Annotated in this window: 18 protein-coding genes; 5 read left to right on the forward strand and 13 right to left on the reverse strand. The window is 72.3% G+C overall.

The window, feature by feature from the left end; genetic code table 11:
- Nucleotides 1-21 precede the first annotated feature (21 nt).
- Nucleotides 22-852 (reverse strand): GGDEF domain-containing protein, encoded by an 831-nt coding sequence (locus tag ACSHT8_RS18675; protein ID WP_436492130.1) that lies wholly within the window; start codon nt 850-852, stop codon nt 22-24.
- Nucleotides 853-1,004: 152 nt separating this feature from the next.
- Here ACSHT8_RS18675 and ACSHT8_RS18680 point away from each other — a divergent pair, with 152 nt between their 5' ends.
- Together ACSHT8_RS18680 and ACSHT8_RS18685 are read left to right on the forward strand one after the other, a co-directional pair.
- Nucleotides 1,005-3,314 (forward strand): sigma-70 family RNA polymerase sigma factor, encoded by a 2,310-nt coding sequence (locus ACSHT8_RS18680; protein ID WP_436492131.1) that lies wholly within the window; start codon nt 1,005-1,007, stop codon nt 3,312-3,314.
- A 32-nt stretch (nt 3,315-3,346) separates the two neighbouring features.
- Complete coding sequence (locus tag ACSHT8_RS18685; RefSeq protein ID WP_436492132.1) at nt 3,347-3,895, forward strand: GtrA family protein; 549 nt, start codon at nt 3,347-3,349, stop codon at nt 3,893-3,895.
- A 4-nt stretch (nt 3,896-3,899) separates the two neighbouring features.
- Here ACSHT8_RS18685 and ACSHT8_RS18690 read toward each other — a convergent pair whose 3' ends face one another.
- Together ACSHT8_RS18690 and ACSHT8_RS18695 are read right to left on the reverse strand one after the other, a co-directional pair.
- On the reverse strand, nt 3,900-5,180 hold the full coding sequence (locus ACSHT8_RS18690) for an ATP-binding protein (protein WP_436492133.1): 1,281 nt from the start codon (nt 5,178-5,180) through the stop codon (nt 3,900-3,902).
- The gene (locus ACSHT8_RS18695; protein ID WP_436492134.1) at nt 5,180-5,854 is read right to left on the reverse strand and encodes a response regulator transcription factor; all 675 of its coding nucleotides are present in this window, start codon (nt 5,852-5,854) and stop codon (nt 5,180-5,182) included. Before ACSHT8_RS18695 ends, ACSHT8_RS18690 begins: the two co-directional genes overlap by 1 nt.
- Nucleotides 5,855-6,049: 195 nt before the next feature.
- On the opposite strand from ACSHT8_RS18695, the gene hisN reads away from it, so the two are divergent.
- Nucleotides 6,050-6,820, forward strand: coding sequence for a histidinol-phosphatase (hisN, locus tag ACSHT8_RS18700; RefSeq protein ID WP_436492135.1), 771 nt, complete (start codon nt 6,050-6,052; stop codon nt 6,818-6,820).
- On the opposite strand, the gene ACSHT8_RS18705 is transcribed toward hisN, so the two are convergent.
- From ACSHT8_RS18705 to ACSHT8_RS18745, 9 genes are all read right to left on the reverse strand, one after another.
- Nucleotides 6,817-7,065, reverse strand: a complete 249-nt coding sequence (locus ACSHT8_RS18705) for a hypothetical protein (protein WP_436492136.1) — start codon at nt 7,063-7,065, stop codon at nt 6,817-6,819. The genes hisN and ACSHT8_RS18705 overlap by 4 nt on opposite strands.
- Entirely contained in the window at nt 7,062-9,749 is a 2,688-nt protein-coding gene (locus ACSHT8_RS18710) for a glycohydrolase toxin TNT-related protein (RefSeq protein ID WP_436492137.1), read from the reverse strand. The genes ACSHT8_RS18705 and ACSHT8_RS18710 overlap by 4 nt, the downstream gene beginning before the upstream one ends.
- Nucleotides 9,749-10,057, reverse strand: a complete 309-nt coding sequence (locus ACSHT8_RS18715; RefSeq protein ID WP_436492138.1) for a WXG100 family type VII secretion target — start codon at nt 10,055-10,057, stop codon at nt 9,749-9,751. Before ACSHT8_RS18715 ends, ACSHT8_RS18710 begins: the two co-directional genes overlap by 1 nt.
- Nucleotides 10,054-10,476 (reverse strand): YbaB/EbfC family nucleoid-associated protein, encoded by a 423-nt coding sequence (locus ACSHT8_RS18720; RefSeq protein WP_436492139.1) that lies wholly within the window; start codon nt 10,474-10,476, stop codon nt 10,054-10,056. Before ACSHT8_RS18720 ends, ACSHT8_RS18715 begins: the two co-directional genes overlap by 4 nt.
- Nucleotides 10,477-10,547: 71 nt before the next feature.
- The gene (locus ACSHT8_RS18725; RefSeq protein WP_436492140.1) at nt 10,548-11,117 is read right to left on the reverse strand and encodes a GNAT family N-acetyltransferase; all 570 of its coding nucleotides are present in this window, start codon (nt 11,115-11,117) and stop codon (nt 10,548-10,550) included.
- Between the two features lies 1 nt (nt 11,118).
- Nucleotides 11,119-12,060: a hydroxymethylglutaryl-CoA lyase gene (locus tag ACSHT8_RS18730; protein ID WP_436492141.1), complete on the reverse strand. Its 942-nt coding sequence runs from the start codon at nt 12,058-12,060 to the stop codon at nt 11,119-11,121.
- A 2-nt stretch (nt 12,061-12,062) separates the two neighbouring features.
- Entirely contained in the window at nt 12,063-12,614 is a 552-nt protein-coding gene (locus ACSHT8_RS18735; RefSeq protein WP_436492143.1) for a PH domain-containing protein, read from the reverse strand.
- A gap of 82 nt (nt 12,615-12,696) precedes the next feature.
- Nucleotides 12,697-13,497, reverse strand: coding sequence for a biotin--[acetyl-CoA-carboxylase] ligase (locus ACSHT8_RS18740; protein WP_436492144.1), 801 nt, complete (start codon nt 13,495-13,497; stop codon nt 12,697-12,699).
- Nucleotides 13,498-13,540: 43 nt separating this feature from the next.
- Nucleotides 13,541-14,911, reverse strand: a complete 1,371-nt coding sequence (locus ACSHT8_RS18745) for an ATP-binding protein (RefSeq protein WP_436492145.1) — start codon at nt 14,909-14,911, stop codon at nt 13,541-13,543.
- Nucleotides 14,912-15,123: 212 nt separating this feature from the next.
- On the opposite strand from ACSHT8_RS18745, the gene ACSHT8_RS18750 reads away from it, so the two are divergent.
- Entirely contained in the window at nt 15,124-16,761 is a 1,638-nt protein-coding gene (locus ACSHT8_RS18750; protein ID WP_436492146.1) for an acyl-CoA carboxylase subunit beta, read from the forward strand.
- 9 nt (nt 16,762-16,770) lie between these two features.
- Entirely contained in the window at nt 16,771-16,977 is a 207-nt protein-coding gene (locus ACSHT8_RS18755) for an acyl-CoA carboxylase subunit epsilon (RefSeq protein ID WP_436492148.1), read from the forward strand.
- Here ACSHT8_RS18755 and ACSHT8_RS18760 read toward each other — a convergent pair.
- Nucleotides 16,974-18,722 (reverse strand): glycerol-3-phosphate dehydrogenase/oxidase, encoded by a 1,749-nt coding sequence (locus ACSHT8_RS18760; protein ID WP_436492149.1) that lies wholly within the window; start codon nt 18,720-18,722, stop codon nt 16,974-16,976. The genes ACSHT8_RS18755 and ACSHT8_RS18760 overlap by 4 nt on opposite strands.
- Between the last annotated feature and the right edge of the window lie 19 nt (nt 18,723-18,741).

Raw genomic sequence — 18,741 nt, forward strand, 5'->3', positions numbered from 1 at the left:
ATCGTCAGCACCACTCTCGGTTCACGCCCGGCGCACATTTCGGACAAGTGTCCGCGCCGCTTCCTCACCGCAGGGCAGCCGTTCCACTCGGACATCGGCGCGCCGGGCGGTGTGCAACTGTGGATCGACGCCAAGTCGTTCGGCGATCAAGGCACGTGCCTCACGGGCGCGGGCGGGCAAGGCGGCGTCCCTTTCGGCCAGAACCGCGGCGACCGACGGACCGAGCACCGCGAGCGTCTCGCCGCCGTCGAAGACCCTCCGCAGGGCGTCGCCGACGAGGATCATCGCCATCAGGCGCGGCCAGCCCGCGACGTCCGACAGGTCGAGGGTGACCACCAGCAGCACGTACCGGTCTGCGGGGTGCACGTCGTGGCGCCTGCCGTGGCGGTACAGCTCACCGATCCTGACCTGCAGGTACTCCTCGGTCGCCAGCCCGGTCAGGGTCTCGGTGGCCGACGAGTCACGCAGGTCGCCGAGCGTCGCGTCGGCCCAGGCGAGGGCGACGGCGCGGAGCAGCTTGGCCGGGGTGGCGTCGGGGTCGGCGGCGACCAGGCCGCCGCGTTCTGCGGGGTTGGCCAGCACGGCGTGGAGGGCGGCGAGGTCGGTCAGCGTCTCGTCGAGCCCGGCGCCGGAGCGGGCCCTGGCGCGGCCGAGGTCGGCCAGCGCGGTGGTCACCTCGCCGTCGGCGACGACGGTCGCGCACACCTCATCGACCTCGGGCAGGCCCCAGTCGTTGGGGAAGCGCCAGCCCGCCGCGAGGCTCGCGGTGCGCCAGCGGGCCCGGAGGACCTTGCGGTGGGTACCGTCCGCGTCGCCACGGTGCCACCGTGAATCCGCCGCCCGTACCGACACCCTTGGGTCCTTCCGTCGTTGTTCCGCAGGGGAAACGCCCTCGACAGCGTTCCGTGACGCGATTCCCGGGAAACAGGTGCCCCTCCCCCAGATGAGTGAGGAGATGACGGCTGAGTGAGCATCAGTCACACTAGGTCGCGGAGAGCGCGGTCGTGAGCCTGGACGGGGAGTTCGAGGCCGACCGCGCGAGAGGGAGGACCGTGTCGACCGTCCCGGCTGATCTCGACGGACCCAGCGACGCCGAGCTCATCGATTCGGTCCGCGCCGGGACCGTGTCGGCCTACGGATCGCTCTACGAGCGGCACGTGGGTGCCGCGCGCAACCTCGCGCGCCAGCTCACCCGATCCCCCGCCGAAGCCGACGACCTCGTCTCCGAGGCCTTCGCCAAAGTCCTCGACACCCTGCGCCAGGGCCGCGGCCCCGACTCCGCCTTCCGCGCCTACCTGCTCACCGCGCTGCGCCACACCGCCTACGACAAGACCCGCCGCGACAAGAAGGTCGAACTCTCCGACGACGTCTCCCAGGTCAGCGGCGTCAACCCCGACGCGGTCAGCGTCCCCTTCTCCGACACCGCCGTCGCCGGACTCGAACGCAGCCTCGCCGCCCGCGCCTTCGCCATGCTCCCCGAACGCTGGCAGGCCGTCCTCTGGCACACCGAGATCGAAGGCCAGAGCCCCGCCCAGGTAGCCCCCATCCTCGGCCTCACCGCCAACGGCGTCTCCGCACTCGCCTACCGCGCCCGCGAAGGACTCCGCCAGGCATACCTCCAGGTCCACCTCGCCGAAACCACCTCCGACCGCTGCCGCGCCACCGCCGACCGCCTCGGCGCCTGGGTCCGCGGCGGCCTGTCCAAGCGCGAGACCGCCCAGGTCGAACTCCACCTCGACGACTGCGAACGCTGCCGCGCCCTGGCCGCGGAGCTCTCCGACATCAACACCGGCCTCCGCGTCAACGTCGCGCCCCTGGTGCTCGGCTTCGGCGCCACCGCCGGCTACCTGGCGCTGGCCAAGGCCGCCGCCGGGACCGCCACCGTCGCGACCGCCGGGGTCGCCGCCGCGAGCGCGGGCGGCGCCGCCGGTGCCGCGGCGAGCGCGCCCCGGCAGTTCCTCGGCGTGGCCGCCTCCGGCGTCGCGCTGGCCGCGGCCGTCGCCGTCGGGCTGGCCGCGTCGCCGACCGGGCAGCAGATCCCGGCCGCCGCGCCCGCCCCGGCCACCGCCACCCCGAACCCGCCAGCCCCGCCGCCGCCCGCGCCACCGGCCCCGCCCGCACCGCAGGAGCCGCCCGCCGCGAAACCCGCGCCGACGACGATCCCGCCGAAGTCGACGCCCGCGCCGCCCGCGCGGCCCGTGCCGCCGCCCGCGCCGGAGCCGACCCCGGTCCCGGCTCCGCCGAGCCTGTCGGCGGGCGGGCCAGGCACCCCGATCTCGCTCGTGCCCGGCGGCGGGCCGGTCGACCTGCCGATCACCGTGCGCAACACCGGCGGCAGCGTGTCCAAGCCGATCAGCGCCACCCTCGCACTGCCCCAGGGCGTCCGGGCGATCCCGGCCACGCCGAACCGGCTCACCGGCGACCCGATGCTGCGCTTCGACGCCCCGCTGCTCGCCGCCCAGCGCACCGACGTCGTGCGCTGCCCCGGCGGCACCGGCTCGGTCACCTGCGGCACCACCGAGGGCCTGCGCCCCGGCGACGCGGTCACCCTGATGTTCCGGCTCGTCGCCGACGGGAACGCGGTCGGCGGCCAGGTCACCGGCACGGTCAGCGCGGGCACGACCCTGTCGGTCAACGTGACCGTCCCCGTCGAGGTCCGCCCCCCTGCGACGGTCGACAAGGTCGACGTGCGCGCCTCGCTCTACACCGACGACTGGTTCGGCCAGCTGTGGCCGTGGCAGCGCGATGTGCTGCTCAAGGTCACCGTGACCAACACCGGCACCAGCACCAAGGCGGTCTCCCTCGGCGTGAACGAGGGCGGGTCCATGGTGTCCTCGTCCGGCCCGATCACGTGCTCCGGCGGCCCGGCGAACATCGACTGCGCGACCGCCGCGCTGGCGCCGAACGGCAAGGTCAGCGCCGTGTTCCGGGTCGGCCGCGGCCCCGACCACCCGCACGACGGCAAGTCGCGCAAGATCACCGCCACCGCGGTACTCGGCTCGGCGAGCGACTCGGCGTCGGTGTGGGTGCCGTGGGCGCACGGCCCGTGGTGGCCCAACTCGAGCCAGACCGCGACGAACACGAAGCCGACGACCACCACGTCGGACAAGGTCGAACCGACCCAGCACCGCCCGCCCGCCACCACGACCACCAAGCCGACGGCGGTCGCGCCGACGACCACCACGACGACCGAGCCGACGACGATCCCGCCCGCCAAGACCACCACCACGCCGACGGCGACGCCCGAAGCGGCGCCCACACCGTACTGCGCAGGTGGGAGGCAGAAACTGAAGCGGTGGGACCTGCCCTGCTGAGGCGTCCGGCGCGCAATCCGTAGACTGGTCGGGTGACCGTCGTCGAGTCCGTGCTCGCCCGGGTTCCGGGGCCACTGCGCGAGTTGCTGCTCAAGCACCGCGAACTCCTGAAGTTCGCCATCGTCGGCGGCACCACGTTCGTGATCGACAACGGCATCTGGTTCGCGCTGAAGTTCACCGTGCTGGAGGAGAAGCCGATCACCGCGAAGGCCATCGCGGTCATCGTGGCGACGATCTTCTCCTACATCCTCAACCGCGAGTGGTCGTTCCGGACCAGGGGCGGCCGCGAGACCCACCACGAGGCCGCGCTGTTCTTCCTGATCAGCGCGGGCGGTGTGGCGATCAACCTGATCCCGCCCTACATCTCGCGGTACTGGCTCGACCTGGAGATGCCGCACGTCAGCCTGCTGGTGCAGGAGAGCGCCGACTTCATCAGCGGCTCGGTCATCGGCATGCTGATGGCGATGTTCTTCCGGTTCTGGGGCTTCAAGAAGTGGGTGTTCCCCGAGGAACTCGGCCAGCGCCGCCGGGAGACCGTCGGCGAGGACGACGAAGCCGCCGAGGCACTCGGCCACTCCTGAGCGGTCAGCGCGGCGACTTCTGCGTCGACCAGCGCACCCCGCGCACGTCCCCCGCGCGCGGCACCGGCAGGAACACCGTGAACGTCGCGGGCCGGGCCGTCGACAGTTCCAACCGGCCACCGTCGGAGTCCACCAGCGCGCGGGCCAGCGCCAAGCCGAGACCCGTCGATCCCGCGCCGGAGACGCCTCGGTCGAAGATGTGCGGGACCAGCTCGTCCGGGACGCCCGCGCCCGCGTCGGTAACCTCCACGACCACCGTCGCCGCGTCGCCGGGGCGGGCGGTGAGGATGACCGTGCCGCCGCCGTGGCGCAGGGCGTTGTCCAGCAGCACCCCGATGGCCTCGCGCAGCCGCGCTGGCGTGGCCTTGGCCAGCAGGCTGGGGTGCAGACGCAGCCGCAGCGAGCGGCCCTCCGACCGCAGCGGCTCGCGCCATTCGTCGGCGATCGCGGTCAGCTCGACGGCCAGGTCGACCGGCTCGGCGTCCACCGCCCGCGCCTCCCGCGCGGCCGCCAGCAGCTCGTCCAGCACGTCGGCGAGCCGTTCGGCCTGTTCCAGGGCCGCCCCGGCCTCGGCGGCGACGTCCTCGTCCGGCGCGGCGGCCAGTGTCTCCAGCCGCAGCTGCAGCGCCGTCAGCCTGCTGCGGAGCTGGTGGGACACATCGCTGACCAGGTCGCGCTCCCGCTGCACCAGCTCGGCCAGCGCGGTGGCCGACGCGTCGAGCGCCTCGGCGACGAGGTCGAGTTCGTGCAGGTCGTAGCGGGTGCGGTCGAGCCGGAAGTCGCCCGCGCCGAGGCGCGTGGCGCGGGCGGCGACGTGGCGCAGCGGCCGGGCCAGCCTGCGCGCGGTCACCGTCGCCACCGCCGTGCCGATCGCGACTGTGGCGACCACGACCAGCGCCACCAGCGCGGCCACCTGCGTCTGCCGGGTGCGCATCGGAGCCGCGTCGACCGAGAGCCGGACCCGGCCCTGCTGGACGATCGGCACCTCCTCGGTGACGGTGTCCGACGGCAGGTCCGGGCCGAGCGTGCGCGCGCCCTCCGACGGCAGCGTCACGGTCAGCCTGCCGCCGGGCGGCACCGCGAGCTGCACCTTGGACAGGTCGACACCGCGGCCGTTGGCGATCTCGTCGTCGAGGGTCGCGGCGATCTGCTGCGCGCGGGCCGCCAGGTCCTCCCTGGTCAGCGACTCCACGACCTGCAGGGCCGTGTAGCCGAGCGGGATGCCCAGCGCGCACGCGGTGACCAGCACCGCGAGCAGGATGGCGAGCAGGATGCGGCGGCGCATCAGTCGGCGTTGAAGCGGAAGCCGACACCGCGCACGGTCGCGATCCGCCGCTCAGCCGCGCGCGGGCCGCCCTCGCCGAGCTTCCTGCGCAGCCACGACATGTGCATGTCCAGGGTCTTGCTGGTCTTGAGGTCCGGGTCGCTCCACACCTCGCCCAGGATCTCCTCCCGGGTGACGACCTTGCCCGCGCGCTGGATCAGCACCCGCAGCAGCTCGAACTCCTTGTTGGCCAAGGAGACCTCGACCCCGTCAACGGTGACCACCCGCGCGGCCAGGTCCATCCGAACGCCGTTGACGTCGATCGCGCCCGGGGCCTGCCTGCGCAGCAGCGCGCGGATGCGGGCCAGCAGTTCGGCCAGCCGGAACGGCTTGGCCACGTAGTCGTCGGCGCCCGCGTCGAGCCCGACGACGAAGTCGACCTCGTCGGCGCGCGCGGTCAGCATCAGCACGGGGATGGTGCGGCCCGCGGCGCGCAGCCTGCGGCACACGTCGAGGCCGTCGATCCCGGGCAGGCCGAGGTCGAGCACCATCAGGTCGGGATGGCCGGTGGAGGCCACCTCCAGGGCACGGTGGCCGTCGGCCACCACCTCGACCTCGTAGCCCTCCCGGTGCAGTGCCCGGGAGAGCGGGTCGGCAATGGCGGCGTCGTCCTCAGCCAGCAGCACCACACTCACGGTGCTCAGCCTAGGCACTGTCCTGTGAGCCCGGCGCACGCTATCGGCGCCCGGCGGCCCCTGGCCGCACGGGCGGAAAGCCCAAGTACACCCAGTACGTGCGACTTCCCGCCCGCGCGCCCAGGAACCACCCGGATCACCGATCCCGCGCACCGGGCTCACAGGACAGCGCCTAGGCGTGCGACGATCGTGCCCGTGTCAAGCGACCTGACCTTCGCCCTGCGATTGGCCGACGCGGCCGACGCGATCACCCACTCCCGGTTCCGCGCCGCCGACCTCAAGGTCGAGCGCAAGCCCGACCGCTCGCCGGTGACCGACGCCGACACCGCTGTCGAGGACGCCATCCGCGCCCTGCTCGCCGAGGAACGCCCGGACGACGCGGTGGCGGGCGAGGAGCGCGGCGGGCAGGTCGTCGCGGGCCGCACCTGGCTGCTCGACCCGATCGACGGCACCAAGAACTTCCTGCGCGGCGTGCCCGCGTGGGGCACCCTGATCGCGCTGATCGAGGACGGCACGCCCATCGTCGGCGTGGCGAGCGCGCCCGCGCTGGGCAAGCGCTGGTGGGCCGCCCGCGGCGAGGGCGCATGGGCCGCGGAGAACGGTGGGTCCCCGCGCAGGCTCGCGGTGTCCGGCGTCCGCGACATCGCCGACGCCTACTTGTCGACGACCGACCTGGGCTCGTGGGTGGAATACCACTCGCGCGAGAAGTACCTGACCCTCGTCGACGCCTGCTGGGAAACCCGCGCGTTCGGCGACTTCTGGCAGCACTGCCTGGTCGCGGAAGGCGTGATCGACCTCGCCGCCGAGGCCATCGTCAACCCGTGGGACGTCGCCCCGCTGCGCGTCCTCGTCGAGGAGGCGGGCGGCCGCTTCAGCGACCTGACCGGCGACCCCACCATCCACGGCGGCTCGGCGCTGACCTCCAACGGCCACCTGCACGAGACCGCGCTGAAGCTGCTGTCCTAGCGAACGCCCACGACACCGCGGACGACTTGGGACCAGGTCAGCCTGCCGAAAAGGTAGTGGCAGGCCACGGCCTCACTGCTGAACCTGGCCCAGTCGTAGCGGTTGCCCTGCTCGCGCCAGAACACCTCCCAGCCGTCGCCCTCGTGCACCAGGCACCAGGTGTTGTCGGCCTCGCCGCCGATGGTCACGACCTCGGCCGGGACGCCGACCGCCGCCAGCAGCTCGATGATCGACTCGGCGTTCACAGCTCCTCCTCGAGATAGCCCATGGCGACAAGATCGGCGGCCGACGCGGTCGCCCGGTACCGCTCGCCCCCACCACGCTGCCCGAACCAGGGCGCCGACACCGCGCGCCAGACGGGTAGGTCCCTGAGCACCCTGTACCGGCGGTACTCGGCCTCGACGTGCGTGGGCGGCAGCGACCGCTGGGCGAACGGGGTGCCGTCAGCGGAGAAGACGCGCCCTTCGGGGGTGCCGAACCGGTCGATGAGCGTGCCGGGGGCGAGGGTCTCGGGCTCGCCGTCGGCTGAGCCGCCTTCCGGGTAGACCTCGCCGGGGGGCCAGGCGTACTCGGTGCCGGACTCGTCGTGCCGGACCACGAACCGGCGATCCCAGTCGCGTTCGTTCTCGCCGCCCAGCGGGTCGTAGCCGTCGGCGAGGGTGTGTTCCTGGGGATCGTGGGGTTCTTTGGTGGTCCTGGTGGTCAGGTCGAGGGGGACGGGGTGGTCGCCGGGCGGGAACCGGAGGCCCGCGGCGTAGTCGACCTCGGCCGGTGGTGCGGGGAGTTGGCGGGTGGGGCTGCTCGCGGCCACGGGGAGGTGGCCGATGGGGAAGAGGTGGACGAGGAAGAGGCTCAGGTCCTGAGACTGCTCCTGCTCGGCCTTCTGGGGCCGGCTCTCGGCGCTGCTCGCGCTGGTCCGCCCGTTCTGGTCGTAGGCGACGATCGCGGGCAGGGGCGCTGCGATGTCGTCGAGGTGGTGGTTGGGTTGGGACTCACGCGCAGCCGCCACGGGTTCGTGGCCGCCTGCCATCGCCTCGGGTTGCCGCGCCCCTGGCGCGTCGGGTCTGGGCGCGGGCCCGGCGGCCTCGGCCTGCCGCCCGCCTGCCGCGGGCGCGTCGGCCCTGGGCGCCGGCCTAGCGGCCTCGGGCTGCCGCGCACCGGGCGCCTCGGCTCTGGGCGCCGGCCTGGCGGCCTCGGCCTGCCGCGCACCGGCCACGGGCGTTTCGGCCCTGGGTGCGGCCTGGGCGCGACCGCCGACCGCCGATTCAGCTCTGGGTGCGGGCGCGGACTGCCGATCCGCACCCACCTCGCCCCCCGGCGCCGATGGCGGCGGCGCGGGGTTGGCCCCAGCCGGGGGCGGAGCGGAGACGGCCTGTGCGGGCGCATCGATCACCGCGGCCGCGGCGGCGTGCACCCCTTCGTTCTGGATGGGCACCCCCGTAGGTGGCGTGGGCGCGTCGGGCGAGAGTTCGAAAACGGCGGCGGGCTCGGGGAGAACGGTCACCGGATCCTGATGCGCCGCGTTCGCGAGGTCGGCGACTTCGTTCGCGACCGCACCCAGGTCCCCTGACTGGGCCACGCTCGCCAAATCCCCAGCCCCGGCCACCACTCCGCCAGCCAATTGACCCGTGTTGGCCACGACCTGACTCGCATCCGCGACCACGCCCCCGGCCAGGTCTCCCGCGCCGGCAACGACTCCACCAGCCACATTGGCCGTGCCCGCCACAACCTGCCCAGTCCCCGCGACCACCCCACCAGCCAGATCGGCCGTGCCCGCCACAATCTCCCCGGTCCCGGCAACCACTCCACCGGCCAGGTCCCCCACGCCGGCGACGACTCCACCGGCCACATTGACCGTGCCCGCCACAACCTGCCCAGTCCCCGCGACCACCCCACCAGCCAAGTCGGCCGTTCCCGCCACAACCTGCCCAGTCCCGGCAACCACTCCACCGGCCAGGTCCCCCACTCCGGCAACCACTCCACCGGCCACATTGACCGTGCCCGCGACAACCTGCCCGGTCCCGGCGACGACACCGCCCGCAGCCTGCCCAACCCCGGCGATCAAGCCACCCGCACCCGGCACCAGGTGCCCCGACTGTGCCCCGACCTGACCCGCGTCCGCGACCACACCGCCGGCCAACTGGGCCGTCCCAGCCACCGCCTGACCCGCGCCCGTGACCACGCCACCGGCCAATCCGCCGACACCGGCGACCAGGTTCCCCAGACCGCCCGCGAAGTCCGCGCGGACGCCCGCCCCGCTCGCCGGATTCCCAGCGCCCGCGAAGTCCGCCCGAGCACCCGTCCCGCTCGCCGGATCCGCAGCGCCGATACCGCTCGAGATCGCGGAGACCGCCTTGTCGATCAAGCCGCCCAAGCCGAACGACTTGCCCTCGACCACACCCGGCTGCGCGTGAACCACGTCCCGAACAGCGCCCACGTCCCGCCCAGACCCCGGCTGCACCGCGCTCACCAGCGTGTCCTTGATCGCGGCGATGTTCACCGCCGTGCCCTTGATCGCGGTGTCGAGCCCGAGCATCGCGGTCGGGTTCCCCGCGGCGGCGTCGGCGTTCTTCGCCAGGGCGGTCAGTTGCCGGACGATCTCGGTCTTCGCGGCGCCGACCTGGTCGGCGGCGTGGTCCAGTCGGTCGGCCGCGGCGGTGCAGCCGCGCACGGCCGAGGTCAGGTGCCCGGTGTCGGGCGCGACGAAGGCCGACCAGTGCCCCGCCGCCGCGGTCGCGGCCTCCCCCTCGAAGGCGGACAAGGTGGTGCGGGCGGCGGTGTCGGCGTCGGCGGTGACGGCGCCAAGCTCGGTCGCGGCGGTGCGCCAGGCTTGGGCGGCGGCGCGCAGGGCGTCCTCATCCGCCTCCGGCCAGGTGACGCCCGCGGCGGCCGCGGCGGCGGCGAGTTCGGGGGGCAGCTCGATGCCCATCAGCCCAGTCCCCCAAGCCGATCGACGTTCTCCTGCTCGCCTTCCGCGTAGGCGGCGGCGGTGCTCACGAACCGGTCGCGGACGTCGCCGAGGCGGGCGGGCAGGCCGCCTACCGCGGTGAGGGTCTCGGTGGCCGGGGCGGCGTGTACCGCGGCGAAGCTCTGGCCGATCTCGTCGGCGCCCCAGCAGGCGCCCAGCGCGGTCAGCTGGTCGGCGAGGTCGCGGTGGATGGCCTCGACCCGCTCGGCCAGCGCGGTGAACTGGGCGGCGTCGCGGGCGAGGCGGGCGGGATCGGCGTTGAGGGTCACGGCTTGCCCGATTCGAGCCAGTGGACGTCCTCGAAGCTCTCGTCCTCGACCGGCAGCGGGTCGATCTCGGCCGGGGTCAGGTCGGCCGTTCCACGCAGCATGGCCGCCGGGTCGGTGCCCGACGGCAGCACCGGGGCCATGATCTCGCAGGCCACGCGGGACGCGCTCGCCGCGGCGGCCGCCGTCGCGGCGACGATGACCTCGGCGAGCTCGTGCGGTCGGTACGACCGGTAGGCGCCGTCCGCGACGGACAGCGCGGTGAGCAGGCCCTGGGCCGATACGGTGGCCGTGACCAGGCCGCACGGGCTGGTGCTCGACTCGTTGATCGCCGCGAGGGCACGGTGGACCCCGGCGAGCTGATCTCGGCCGCGGCGGTAGTCCGCGAGCAGATCCTCGACCTGGGCTCGGTGGTCGGCCACGGTGGCCACCTCCGCGGGTAGTCGGCACAGTCGCGCGTTGGACGCCGCCGCTGGCCCGCCGGTTCCCCGAACTACCCCAGCTCTTTGCGAACCAGCGCCCGGTTCGGCCCGCGCTCGGCGGCCACGGTGAAACCGGCGTCCAGGAACACGTCGAGCGTGCCGTGGTAGAGATCCCTGGAGCTCTTCTTCCCGCCCTTGGTGTCGACGGGATAGCCCTCGACGACCTTGGCGCCGCTCGACCGAGCGTGCGCGACCGCGGCGGCCAGCAGGTCCCCGCTCAACCCTTTGCGGCGGGCGGTGCGGTGGATGTAGAAGCAGGTCACCGACCAGATCCCGCTCAGGTCCTCGTCCGCGGACACCGGCGCGGCGGCCTTCGTCGTGGCCAGCCGGGCGTAGTCGAGGCGCGGCGCCACCGCGACCCAGCCGCGGGCCTCGTCGCCGTCCATCGCCAGCAGGCCGACCGGGCGGCCGGAGCACACGCGGGAGAACAGCAGCTCGCGGTTGTCGTCGCCGGTCCGCCCGCGCGACTCGGCGTTGGTGATCAGGAAGAACGTGCACCAGCAGCCGATCTGGGCGCCGTTCGGGCCGAACAGCCGCTCCAGCGCGGGCCAGCGCTCCTCGGTCAGCTCGACGATCTCCACGTCAGCCCCGCAGTGCCCGCACAACCCGCGACGGGCTCGGGCGGCCGAGCCGCTCGGCCATCCACGCGCTGGTGTCGGCGAGTTTGTCCAGGTCGACGCCGGTGTCGACGCCGAGGCCGTCGAGCATCCAGACCAGGTCCTCGGTGGCGAGGTTGCCGGTCGCGGACTCGGCGTAGGGGCAGCCGCCGAGGCCGCCCGCCGACGAGTCGACCGTGGTCACACCCAGGCGCAGCGCGGCCAGCGTGTTGGACAGGGCCTGCCCGTAGGTGTCGTGGAAGTGCACGGCGATCGCGGGGACGTCGATGCCCGCCGCCCCGCACGCGGTGATCACGGACTCGACCTGGCCGGGCGTGGCCACGCCGATGGTGTCGCCGAGGGAGAGCTGCGAGCAGCCCATGTCCATCAGCCGCTTGCTCACCGCGGCGACCTGGGCGGCCGCGACCGGGCCCTCCCACGGGTCGCCGAAGCACATCGAGACGTACGCGCGCACGTCGAGGCCCTCGGCCCGCGCCCTGGTCACGACCGGCTCGAACATCGTGTACTGCTCGTCGAGCGAGCGGTTGAGGTTCTTGTTCGCGAAGGTCTCGGTGGCGCTGCCGAAGATCGCGATGTCGCGCACCCCGGCGGCCAGCGCCCGGTCGAGCCCGCGCTCGTTGGGCACCAGCACCGGGTAGCGGACGCCGTCGACCCGGTCGAGCTTGGCGAGCAGGTCCTCGGCGTCGGCCAGCTGCGGCACCCACTTGGGGTGCACGAAGCTGGTGGCCTCCAGCGTCGTCAGCCCGGCCGCCGCCATCCGGTCGAGGAACTCGATCTTGACGTCGACCGGGACGACCGTCTGCTCGTTCTGCAGTCCGTCGCGGGCGCCGACCTCCCAGATCGTCACCCGGGCGGGGAGCCCGTCGCCGGGGACGACAGCGGGCAGACCGACCTCGCGCGCACCCATGATCAGCGACGCCCGCCCTGCTCGGGGTACTCCTCCGTCGGCTGGCTGCCGGGGCGGTGGAAGTCGTCGTGCGGGTTGTCGTTGACCTCGCGGTAGAGCAGCGTCTGGACCTTCTCCACCTGCGGGATGTCGTCGAACATCAGCGGTTCCTGCGCGGAGGACTCCATGATCAGCGTGCCGCAGCCGACGATCCGGTCGATCAGACCGTGTTCGAAGCGCACGCTGCTGATCCGCGACAGCGGGATGTCGATGCCGGTGCGGTTGATCACGCCGACGCGGTACATCACGCGGTCGGTGGTGACGACGAAGTGGGTGGTGCGCCAGCGGATGAACGGCACGAAGAACAGCCACACGATCAGCAGCACGGCGACCGCGCCGATGATGATCATGGCGATGGTCGCCCACGACAGGTCCTGGACGAGGAACAGGCCCCAGATCGCCAGGCCGAGCACGATGACCAGGATGAGGTAGGGCAGCAGCAGCATCTTCCAATGCGGGTGCTTGTGCAGCACGACGCGCTCGCCGTCGCTGAGCAGGTCGTCCGGGTATGCCACGGTGTCCTCCCGATCATCGCTGATGACGCGGCTACCGTACCGGCGGGCGGTCGCCGCGTCCGCAGGACTCACCAAGTTGCAATCATGCGCTCCGCAGGTGGACCACGTCGCCCGCGGACACCGTCCGCGCCGCCCCCGCCGCGTCGACGACCAGCCTGCCCTCACCGTCGATGTCGATGGCCGTGCCCTGGAAGTCGCGGTCCTCGGGCAGCTCGACGCGGACGCGCTGGCCGAGGGTCGAGCAGTTGGACCGGTACTCGGCCAGCAGCCCGGACGTCGCCAGGTCGCCCTCGGCGCCGCGCCACGACCGCTCGGCCTCGTCGAAGGCACGCAGCAGAGCCACGGCCAGCTCGGCGCGGTCGCCGGACCCGCCTTCCTCGGCGATCGACGTCGCCGGGATGCCGCCGGGGCCGGGCGGCACCGGGTCGGGCAGCGGGCCGACGTTGACCCCGATCCCGACCACGACGGCACCGTCCTGGCCGACCTCGGCGAGCACACCGGCGCACTTGGCCTGGGCGAGCCCGGCCAGCAGGTCGTTGGGCCACTTCAGCGTCGCGGTGACCCCCGCGTGCCGGGCCGCGCGGGCCAGCGCCACCCCCGCGACCAGCGACAACGTGCCCAGCCGGGCCGCGGGGACGCCTTCGGGCCGCAGCAGGACGCTGAGGTAGAGACCAGACTCCGGCGGCGACACCCACTCCCGCGCCCGACGCCCACGCCCCGCCGTCTGCGTCTCGGCGATGAGCACGGTCCGATCAGCCGCGCCTTCGGCGGCGATCAGATCGGCGTTGGTCGACCCGGTCGAGGACACCACGTCGAGCGCGGCGTAGGGCCCAGAGGGCGTGACCAAGGCCGCACGCAGGGCCTCGGCGTCGAGAGCTGCCATAAGGGCAAGCCTAGATCCGTTCGCCTCCCGTGGCCGCCCGGACTCACTCGGGACGGTAGATCTGTTCGAGATCGATGAGCAGGATCCGCCCGTCGGCGGCCGCGGCGGTCCGCAGTTCGTCGGTGAACCCGGCACCGCTGTAGCAGGCGAGCTTGGTCGACCGGGTGTCCCAGCCTTTGACCGCGAGCAGATCCCGCGCCCGCGAAAGCCGCGCGACGTGGCCGACGCCCATCGTCTCGCCCCACTTCGCTTCGCCCAGCGCGAGCACTCCCCTCGGCCCGTCGCCTGGCGCGGCCAAGACGGCGACATCGATCTCGATCTGTGTTCGGTTCTCTGGATCGTTGACAACCCCGGCGCCGACCTCGGACGGGAACTCGCCGAACACACTGTCGTCGACCTCAGCGGAGAACTCGCGGCAAAGCTGCTCGAAGTGCGGACCGACGATCTTGGACGTGAACGTGCGCCGCGAGTCCGCCCACACCTGCTCAGCCCTCCTCCGCTCGAGCTCGGACCAGCGCTTCCGCATGATCGCCTCATAGAAGGTGATCAGCGGTTCGGCGATTCGATACCGATAGCGGTTGGACCGGAAGAGATCGGGTTCGCGTGCCACCAGCCCACAGTCCTCGAGCACCGCGAGCGGATGCGCGAGCTGATCGGCCTTCCGTCCGATGTGGCTCGCGATCTGCCCATTAGCGGTGTTGCCCGCGGCGATCGCCGCCAGCACCGCGTGGTAAAGCGCGGGATCACGGATGTCAGCCTCTTCGGCGAGGAGGTACCGCGCTTCCCGGAAGAGCGGCATTCGTGGACTGAGCACCGTTCGGGTGACCCACGAATCGAAGTCCGCGAGATCCTCCGGGGTGTCGTCGTCGACGAAATCCCCCCGATACGCGGGTGTACCGCCGACGATCGCGTGGAGTTGAACAGCGAGCCGCGGGTCATCGATCCCCCAAAACCGACTCGCCGCCCGGTAGCCGAACGGCTGGACGATCAACTCCAGCGAAGCGCGCCCCCGCAGCGGGGCTTGGCCGGAAAGCAGCTTGCCCATGACCGACATCGCGGAACCGCAAAGCAGCAGCCGCGCGGAACTCTCCGTGCCGGAACCGCCCGGTCCCAACTCCCGCTGAATGATCGACGGCAGACCGGGCGAGACCCTGGAAAGGAAAGGGAATTCGTCGATGACGACCGGGACCGGGCGGTCGCGAACCGCCAGGAACATGGCGGAGATCGCGTCATTCCAATCCCGGAAAGGCTCCGGCGGGGTCCCGGTGAACGCGGCCAGGGCTCCCGCGAACATTCTCAGCGATTCCGGCTCGGATCCTTCGGTCGCCGCGAAGTAGATGCCGCCCGTCTGCTCGGCGAGCGCTTCCAGCAGGAAGCTCTTACCCTGCCTGCGACGCCCGCTGACGATGCCCAACGTCGCCGACGAACGGCCGCCGAGGGCGAATCTGGTCAAGCCCTCCCACTCCCAGTCGCGGTCGAAGACTCCGGCCGGTTTGACAGGCATCGCACCCCTTTCTGAATCGTGGTTCAGTGAACTATACTTCAGTGAACTATGGTTCAGCATGCGAGGTGATGTCGGATACGCCACGCCCGCCGAATGGCGCAGGATCGCTAGGCTGCCGCTTCATGAGCAGCGCGACTGAGCCGATCGGCACCCCGCCCGTGGACGAGCCCGACATCCACACCACCGCGGGCAAGCTGGCCGACCTCTACCGCCGCAACGACGAAGCGGTGCACGCGGGGTCGGCGAGGGCGGTGGAGAAGCAGCACGCCAAGGGGAAGATGACCGCCCGCGAGCGCATCGACATGCTGCTCGACCCCGGGTCGTTCATCGAGCTCGACGAGCTCGCCCGGCACCGCTCCACCAACTTCGGCCTGGAGAAGAACCGGCCCTACGGCGACGGCGTGGTGACCGGCTACGGCACCGTCGACGGCCGTCCGGTGTGCGTGTTCTCCCAGGACGTGACCGTCTTCGGCGGCTCGCTCGGGCAGGTGTACGGCGAGAAGATCGTCAAGGTCATGGACCTGGCGATCAAGACCGGCCGCCCGATCATCGGCATCAACGAGGGCGGTGGCGCGCGCATCCAGGAGGGTGTCGTGTCGCTCGGCCTCTACGGCGAGATCTTCACGCGCAACGTGCGCGCTTCCGGTGTCGTCCCGCAGATCTCGCTGATCATGGGCGCCAACGCGGGTGGGCACGTCTACTCCCCGGCGCTCACCGACTTCATCGTGATGGTCGACCAGACCTCGCAGATGTTCATCACCGGGCCCGACGTCGTGAAGACCGTGACCGGCGAGGAAGTCACCCTTGAGGAACTCGGCGGCGCGCGCACGCACAACACCAAGTCCGGTGTCGCGCACTACATGGGCGCCGACGAGGAAGACGCCATCTCCTACGTCAAGGAGTTGCTGTCCTTCCTGCCGTCGAACAACCTGTCCGAGGCGCCGGTGTTCCCCGGGTTCGCCGAGGACGGCGCGGTGTCGGACAACCTGACCGACACCGACCGCGAGCTCGAGACGCTGATCCCCGACTCGGCCAACCAGCCCTACGACATGCACGAGGTGATCAACCGCGTCATCGACGACGGTGAGTTCCTCGAGGTCCACCCGCTGTTCGCGCCCAACATCATCGTCGGGTTCGGGCGGGTCGAGGGGCAGAGCGTCGGCATCGTGGCCAACCAGCCGACGCAGTTCGCCGGCTGCCTGGACATCGACGCCTCCGAGAAGGCCGCCAGGTTCGTCCGCACGTGCGACGCGTTCAACATCCCGGTGCTGACCTTCGTCGACGTGCCCGGCTTCCTGCCCGGCACCGACCAGGAGTGGACCGGCATCATCCGCCGCGGCGCGAAGCTGATCTACGCCTACGCCGAGGCCACCGTCCCGAAGATCACCGTCATCACCCGCAAAGCCTACGGCGGCGCCTACGACGTCATGGGGTCCAAGCACCTCGGCGCCGACATGAACCTGGCGTGGCCGACGGCCCAGATCGCGGTCATGGGCGCGTCCGGCGCGTCGAACATCCTGCACCGCAAGACCCTCAAGAATGCTCTTGAGGCGGGCGAGGACGTCGACGCGCTGCGGGCGAAGCTGGACCGCGAGTACGAGGACACGCTGCTCAACCCGTATGTCGCGGCCGAGCGCGGCTACGTCGACTCCGTCATCCCGCCTTCTTACACGCGGGGCTATGTCGCCCGGTCGTTGCGCATGCTGCGCGACAAGCGGGAGACTTTGCCTCCGAAGAAGCACGGCAACATTCCGCTGTAGGAGAAGCCCGTGACCGAGTCCCCCCTGCTGCGCGTCGTCCGGGGCACCCCGGACGACGTGGAACTGGCCGCCCTCACCGCGGTGGTCGCCGCCGCGGGCAACGCCGACGAGGAGACCGCGCCGGACACCTCGGCGTGGTCGTCGCGCACGTCGGCGGTCCGCCGCCAGCTCGACCACGGCCCCGGCGCCTGGCGCGCCTCAGGGCTGCCCCACTAGACCACCGGCTCCATCAGGTTCGGCCGTGCCTCGGGCGCGGCCGACCTGGTCGCGTCGGCGGCCTCGTCATCGGGCTGCGTCTGCGAGTCACGCTCGGCCTCGACGCGCTCCAGGTAGACCGCGACCTCGCGTTCCCGGTCCGCCTTCGACCAGCCCAGCACCTCACCCATCAGCCCCGCCACCTGCTCGGCGCAGTCGACGCCGCGGTGGGGGTACTCGATCGAGATGCGGGTGCGCCGGGCCAGCGTGTCCTCCAGGTGCAGGGCGCCTTCATGCGCCGCCGCGTAGACGATCTCCACTCGCAGGTAGTCCGGCGCCGCGTCGACCGGCTTGAGCAGCTCCGGGCGGTCCGCCGCCAGCTCCAGCACGTCGTGGATCAGCGCGCCGTAGCGGTCGAGCAGGTGGCGGACCCGGTACGGGTGCAGGCCGTGGCGCGAGGCCAGCAGGTCGGCCTGGTTGACCAGCGCGTGGTAGCCGTCGGCGCCGAGCAGCGGGACCCGGTCGGTGATCGACGGCTGCAGCCGCCCCGGCAGGTCGACCGCCGCCGCGTCCACCGCGTCGGCCGCCATCACCCGGTACGTCGTGTACTTCCCGCCCGCGATCGCGACCAGGCCAGGGGCGACGCGCGCCACCGCGTGCTCGCGCGAGAGCTTCGAGCTCTCCTCGCTCTCCCCCGCCAGCAGCGGCCGCAGGCCCGCGTAGACGCCCTCGATGTCGTCGTGGGTCAGCGGGGTCGCCAGCACGGTGTTGACGTGGTCGAGGATGTAGTCGATGTCGGCCTTCGTGGCGGCCGGGTGGGCGAGGTCGAGGTTCCAGTCGGTGTCGGTGGTGCCGACGATCCAGTGGTTGCGCCACGGGATCACGAACAGCACGGACTTCTCCGTGCGCAGGATCAGCCCGGACTCGGAGACGATCCTGTCGCGGGGGACAACGATGTGCACGCCCTTGCTGGCCCGCACCCGGAACCGCCCCCGGCTGCCGGACACGCGCTGCAGCTCGTCGGTCCACACCCCGGTGCAGTTGATCACCGCGTTGGCCCGGACGTCGGTCTCCCGCCCGTCCTCGACGTCGCGCACCCGCACGCCCGCGACCCGGTCCGCCTCCCGCAGAAACCCCACCACCTGCGTCGACGTGCGCACGACCGCGCCGTAGTGGGCGGCGGTGCGGCCCACCGTCATGGTGTGGCGGGCGTCGTCGGCCTGGGCGTCGAAGTAGCGGATCCCGCCGATGAGCGCGTTGCGGCGCAGCGCGGGGACCATTCGGAGGGCGCCCGCGCGGGTGAGGTGCTTCTGGCCGGGGACCGACCGGGAGCCGCCCATCGTGTCGTAGAGGAACAGGCCCGCGGCCGTGTACGGCCGCTCCCAGATCCGCTTGGTCAGCGGGTAGAGGAAGCTGACCGGCTTGACCAGGTGCGGCGCCAGCCGGGTCAGCATCAGCTCACGTTCGCGAAGGGCCTCGCGGACCAGGCCGAACTCCAGTTGCTCCAGGTAGCGCAGGCCGCCGTGGAACAGCTTGCTCGACCGGCTCGACGTGCCGGACGCCAGGTCACGGGCCTCGACCAGCGCGACTTTGAGGCCGCGGGTGGCCGCGTCGAGCGCGGCGCCGACACCGACCACGCCGCCGCCGATGATCACCACGTCGAAGGTGTCGGCGCCCAGCCGCTGCCAAGCGTTCTCGCGGGCCGCGGGGTCGAGCCTGCCGCCGATCGGGTCCGAAGTGGATCGTGGGGGCTTGCGCGTGACCACTGTCCCGCCTCCCTAGTCG

Source organism: Actinokineospora sp. HUAS TT18 (assembly GCF_051364635.1).
GTDB lineage: Bacteria > Actinomycetota > Actinomycetes > Mycobacteriales > Pseudonocardiaceae > Actinokineospora.